This is a genomic window from Ferdinandcohnia sp. SAFN-114 (assembly GCF_059415045.1).
Genome location: NZ_JBPFDQ010000163.1, coordinates 1 through 4,559, shown reverse-complemented (window position 1 = coordinate 4,559; position 4,559 = coordinate 1). Strand labels below are relative to the sequence as shown.

Below are 4,559 nucleotides of genomic sequence, written 5' to 3'. Positions count from 1 at the left end.
TAATGTCACAATACTTATCTCAAGTATTGCCATTTTGGAGGTGTTTTATATTGTCTCACTATTTTAGGTTAGTCCACCCATTGTAAAATGAGAGTAACCTTTTTTGTTTTAGTCAATAACGGAGGAATAATAATGAGCTATCTCTTTTTCATCTATGTAATTCTAAATATATATGGATTCTTACTTATGTATATTGATAAAAATAGAGCTAGAAATAACAAATGGCGCATTTCTGAAAAGCATATTTGGGTTGTCGCCATTGTAGGTGGTGCACTAGGGGCAACCTTTGGGATGAGACAATTTCGCCATAAAACAAAGCATAAGCAATTTGTCATCATGCTTCCCATTCTTTCAATTGTTACGATAGCCCTTTATACATATATTTTAGTTAACCTGTCATAACAACTTGTACGTTTGTATATGCTTAAATAGCACCGAAGTAACCTAACGAAAGAGAGGTGAGTTGTGTATTTGGATGAAACAATGACACTTCTGTTTGTTTTTATTGAATCCACTGGACTGCTTGCCCCCATTATATTTATTGGGATACATCTTATTCGTCCCTTCTTTTTCATTCCAGTACCTGTAATATGTATTGTCGGGGGAATATTATTTGGATCCGTATTTGGAACGATCTATTCCATCTTAGGTTTAACCATGCTTAGCATTCTTTTCTATTTTTTATATAGTCAAGTTCCTAGATTGTCGCAAAAAATTACTAATCTTAAGCAAAAATGGTTGGGTGAACGAGTGAATTTTACGATTGGGCAAATTGCAATCTTACGTCTTATTCCTTTTATTAATTTTCATCTTTTATCATTGTGCATCAAAGATGTGACTCGAAATTTCCGAGAATATGCCAAAGGCTCCTTCTATACAAATATCCCAGTAGCTCTTCTTTACACCGTTTTCGGACAATTTATCCGTGAATTCTCCACGACAGTTATTCTTGCTATTCTCCTTGCACTAACTCTATTGTTCTATTTACTTAGAGAAAAACAAGTCATTATCAAATGGCATGAATTTTTCAAACCTAAAACAGGTAGATCTTATCAATGAAAAAAAGTCGTGAGTTAACGCTCACGACTGTTTTCTTTAATAAGTTCTTTTATCGGACTTTTCCAATCAATTTTAGCATGCGGGTATACTTCACTAATCCTACGTTCAATGTATTGAAAATCTGTATAATTTAATCCCTTTAGATTGTCGTCTTTGGCCCAGACAAAAATCGAGACAACTTCAAACGATTTCTTCGTTGTTCCTAAATATTTTTCTCCCTCAAATAAAACTCCCTTATATGTTAATAAAAAGTTTTTATGAACATTTGCAAGATCGTCAAGCCAGTAGAATTCTCGTTTTTCTTGAGCAAGTTCAAGTTTCCTCTTTGGGTTAAGGACATACTTAAAAATCCGATATAATAAGAAAATAATAAGAAGTAATAGTACAAAACGAATAAGTAGGACAAACATAAGAGGACTCCCTCCATTCTCAATCTGCCAACATATACGATTGAAACAGTTAAAAGGTTTCAAGTTTTGATTAATTTGCTATAATTTTTTTAGTTTGTTTTTTATTGAGGAGGACTACTTATGACATATAACTTAAAAGTAATGCTGTTAAACGAGGATGCAAGGCTCCCGTTACAAGCAAACCCAGGTGATGCAGGATTGGATTTATTTTCTGCTGAAGAAAAAGTAATTAAACCTGGAGAGGCTGAATTAATTAAAACGGGAATCAAAATTGAGCTGCCTCCAGGAACAGAGGCCCAAGTAAGACCAAGAAGCGGACTAGCACTCAAACATTCGGTTACTGTTTTAAATAGCCCTGGAACAATTGATGAAGGGTACCGTGGGGAAGTCGCTGTTATATTAATTAATCATGGCAAAAAGGACTTTGTGGTAGAAAAACAAATGCGTATTGCGCAGATGGTCATTGCCCAGGTCGCTCAGGTTAATTTACAACAAGTGGAGGAAGTAACAACTTCTGAAAGAGGTGAAGGTGGTTTTGGGTCTAGTGGGACGAAATAAAAAGTCCCTGATTGCTCAATTGCCACCATTTTCTGTATAATAAAATGGTGATCAAACTTAGGAAAGTTAGGTGATTTATTAATGACAAAGCTTGATGAAACATTAACGATGCTTAAAGATCTTACCGATGCAAAAGGAATTCCTGGTAATGAACGAGAGCCGCGTGAAATCATGAAAAAATACATAACACCATATTCTGATGAAATTTCGTACGATGGGATTGGAAGCATTATTGCAAAAAAGGCGGGTAATGCAGAGGGTCCAAAAGTAATGATTGCAGGACATTTAGATGAAGTAGGTTTCATGGTAACACAAATAGATGATAAAGGATTTTTGCGTTTCCAAACCGTTGGAGGCTGGTGGTCACAGGTTATGCTTGCACAACGTGTAACCGTTGTCACGAGTAAAGGTGATATTACGGGCGTTATTGGCTCAAAACCACCACATATATTGTCTGCTGAAGCACGTAAAAAGCCTGTAGAAATTAAAGATATGTTTATTGATATTGGTGCATCAAGTCGTGAACAAGCTCTTGAATTTGGTGTGAAACCTGGTGATCAGGTGGTGCCATATTTTGAATTCACAGTTATGAATAATGAAAAAATGCTATTAGCAAAAGCTTGGGATAACCGAATCGGCTGTGCAATTGCAATTGACGTTCTAAAATATCTGAAGAATGAAGAACATCCAAACGTTGTATATGGTGTTGGTTGTGTACAAGAAGAAGTCGGTCTTCGTGGTGCAAAAACAGCTGCAACGATGATTAAACCTGATATTGCGATTGCAGTTGATGTAGGTATTGCAGGCGATACTCCTGGGATTTCTGAAAAAGAAGCAATGAGTAAAATGGGAGAAGGTCCACAAATCATTTTATACGATGCTTCTATGGTTTCTCACAAGGGATTGCGTGATTTTGTTGTTGAAGTGGCTGATGAGCTAAGTATTCCATACCAATTTGATGCGATTGCAGGTGGTGGAACAGATGCTGGAGCAATCCACATTACATTAGAAGGCGTTCCATCATTAGCGATTACAATCGCAACCCGTTACATTCATTCACACGCAGGAATTCTTCACCGTGATGATTATGAAAATGCTGTTAAGTTAATTGCAGAAGTAATCAAACGTCTTGATCAAGAGACTGTCAACAAAATTAAATTTGAATAAGAACAAGTAAAGCCGATGAGTTTATCATCGGCTTTTTCTAACTACTGCTTTAATCCTTGCTCTAATGTTGCAAGCATTTCTTGCTTATCCTCTTGGCTTGCATTTTGCCAAATGACTTCAAACAAAACACCTAAACCAGGAAGCATTTTTTCTTCGCCACTTTGGATAGCATCTACTATTGTATCTTCTAATTCAGCCTGAGAATTTCCTGTGACATTGTGCTTTACAGCATGTCTTAAGTTTAAGTTCATTCACATGCACACCTTTCATATGTAACTTTTTCTTTACTATGATTTACGTTATACCGTTTTATTATGTATCTTTGTTAGGATATAATGGAAAAAGAATTAGCAAAAAGGAGCAATTGACAAGTTGAAACGAATCGAATCAAATAAAAATCCTCAAATAAAACAATGGAAAAAACTACATACAAAAAAGGAACGTGACAAATCAAGAACTTTTATGATAGAAGGATTTCATTTAGTAGAAGAGGCATTAAAAAGTGATGTAGTCATCCAAGAATTGATTATAAGTGAAACAACAGACATCCCATCAGAGTGGATTGTAGATGATTTATCAATCACGATTGTGACGGAAAAAATCATGCAGGAAATAAGTGATACTGATACTTCTCAAGGAGTTGCTGCAGTTTGTGAGCAATACTCGGTAAAAGAAGGTGGAAAGATCTCTAGGCTCTTATTAATAGATGCTGTACAGGATCCCGGTAATCTAGGGACGATGATTCGAACGGCAGATGCAGCAGGAATTGATGCAGTCATTATTGGTGAAGGAAGCGTTGATGTCTATAACTCAAAGGTCATTCGTTCTACACAAGGCTCCATATTTCATATACCTATTATAAAAGAAAATCTTCACGACACTATCTTAAAACTTAAACAAAATGGGATTAAAGTATATGGAACATCTTTAAAAGATGCAGTTGATTATAAACAAGCGTCTGTTGGAGAGTCATTTGCATTGATTGTTGGAAATGAAGGAAATGGAGTCGAGCCAGAATTACTAGATAAAACAGATCAAAACCTTTATATCCCAATCTTCGGTAGAAGTGAATCATTAAACGTTGCAGTAGCAGCAGGGATTTTACTGTATCATTTACGATAAAGAGGGGGGAGTATAATAAACGACTTTTTCGGAAGTTCCGTTATCGGAGACCCGTTTCGGTGGTTAGCTCTTTCACATGTTGTGATGTTAGGCTTATTGTTTGCTTCAGGGATAGTTTTATTTATTTTTCGAGCAACACTCACAAAGAGAAAATCAGCAATCCGTTATTCTGGACTAACCTAAAATAGTGAGACAATATAAAACACCTCCAAAATGGCAATACTTGAGATAAGTATTGTGACA

Annotated in this window: 7 protein-coding genes; 5 read left to right on the top strand and 2 right to left on the bottom strand. The window is 35.9% G+C overall.

Features of this window, described 5'->3' with window-relative positions:
- The first annotated feature begins 132 nt into the window (after positions 1-132).
- Entirely contained in the window at positions 133-402 is a 270-nt protein-coding gene (locus ACR65M_RS26495) for a DUF1294 domain-containing protein (protein ID WP_341330674.1), read from the top strand.
- A gap of 69 nt (positions 403-471) precedes the next feature.
- Positions 472-1,059: a TVP38/TMEM64 family protein gene (locus ACR65M_RS26490; RefSeq protein WP_121447635.1), complete on the top strand. Its 588-nt coding sequence runs from the start codon at positions 472-474 to the stop codon at positions 1,057-1,059.
- Positions 1,060-1,073: 14 nt separating this feature from the next.
- On the opposite strand, the gene ACR65M_RS26485 is transcribed toward ACR65M_RS26490, so the two are convergent.
- Entirely contained in the window at positions 1,074-1,469 is a 396-nt protein-coding gene (locus tag ACR65M_RS26485; protein WP_121447636.1) for a sigma-w pathway protein ysdB, read from the bottom strand.
- A gap of 120 nt (positions 1,470-1,589) precedes the next feature.
- On the opposite strand from ACR65M_RS26485, the gene dut reads away from it, so the two are divergent.
- Positions 1,590-2,027 carry a dUTP diphosphatase gene (gene dut / locus ACR65M_RS26480; protein WP_341330676.1) on the top strand — a complete coding sequence of 146 codons (438 nt, stop codon included), beginning with the start codon at positions 1,590-1,592 and terminating at the stop codon, positions 2,025-2,027.
- An 81-nt stretch (positions 2,028-2,108) separates the two neighbouring features.
- Complete coding sequence (locus ACR65M_RS26475; protein ID WP_440274891.1) at positions 2,109-3,194, top strand: M42 family metallopeptidase; 1,086 nt, start codon at positions 2,109-2,111, stop codon at positions 3,192-3,194.
- Positions 3,195-3,235: 41 nt separating this feature from the next.
- Here the strand turns inward: ACR65M_RS26475 and sspI are convergent, their stop codons facing one another.
- Positions 3,236-3,445, bottom strand: coding sequence for a small acid-soluble spore protein SspI (gene sspI, locus ACR65M_RS26470; RefSeq protein WP_121447639.1), 210 nt, complete (start codon positions 3,443-3,445; stop codon positions 3,236-3,238).
- Between the two features lie 121 nt (positions 3,446-3,566).
- Between sspI and ACR65M_RS26465 the strand changes: the two genes are divergently transcribed.
- Positions 3,567-4,316, top strand: a complete 750-nt coding sequence (locus ACR65M_RS26465) for a TrmH family RNA methyltransferase (protein WP_440274890.1) — start codon at positions 3,567-3,569, stop codon at positions 4,314-4,316.
- Positions 4,317-4,559 lie beyond the last annotated feature (243 nt).

Bases quoted from the DNA above. Each gene is read 5' to 3' on its own strand.
- dut (WP_341330676.1), top strand. From the start codon at position 1,590: ATGACATATAACTTAAAAGTAATGCTGTTAAACGAGGATGCAAGGCTC.
- ACR65M_RS26495 (WP_341330674.1), top strand. From the start codon at position 133: ATGAGCTATCTCTTTTTCATCTATGTAATTCTAAATATATATGGATTC.
- ACR65M_RS26485 (WP_121447636.1), bottom strand. From the start codon at position 1,469: ATGTTTGTCCTACTTATTCGTTTTGTACTATTACTTCTTATTATTTTC.
- ACR65M_RS26475 (WP_440274891.1), top strand. From the start codon at position 2,109: ATGACAAAGCTTGATGAAACATTAACGATGCTTAAAGATCTTACCGAT.
- sspI (WP_121447639.1), bottom strand. From the start codon at position 3,445: ATGAACTTAAACTTAAGACATGCTGTAAAGCACAATGTCACAGGAAAT.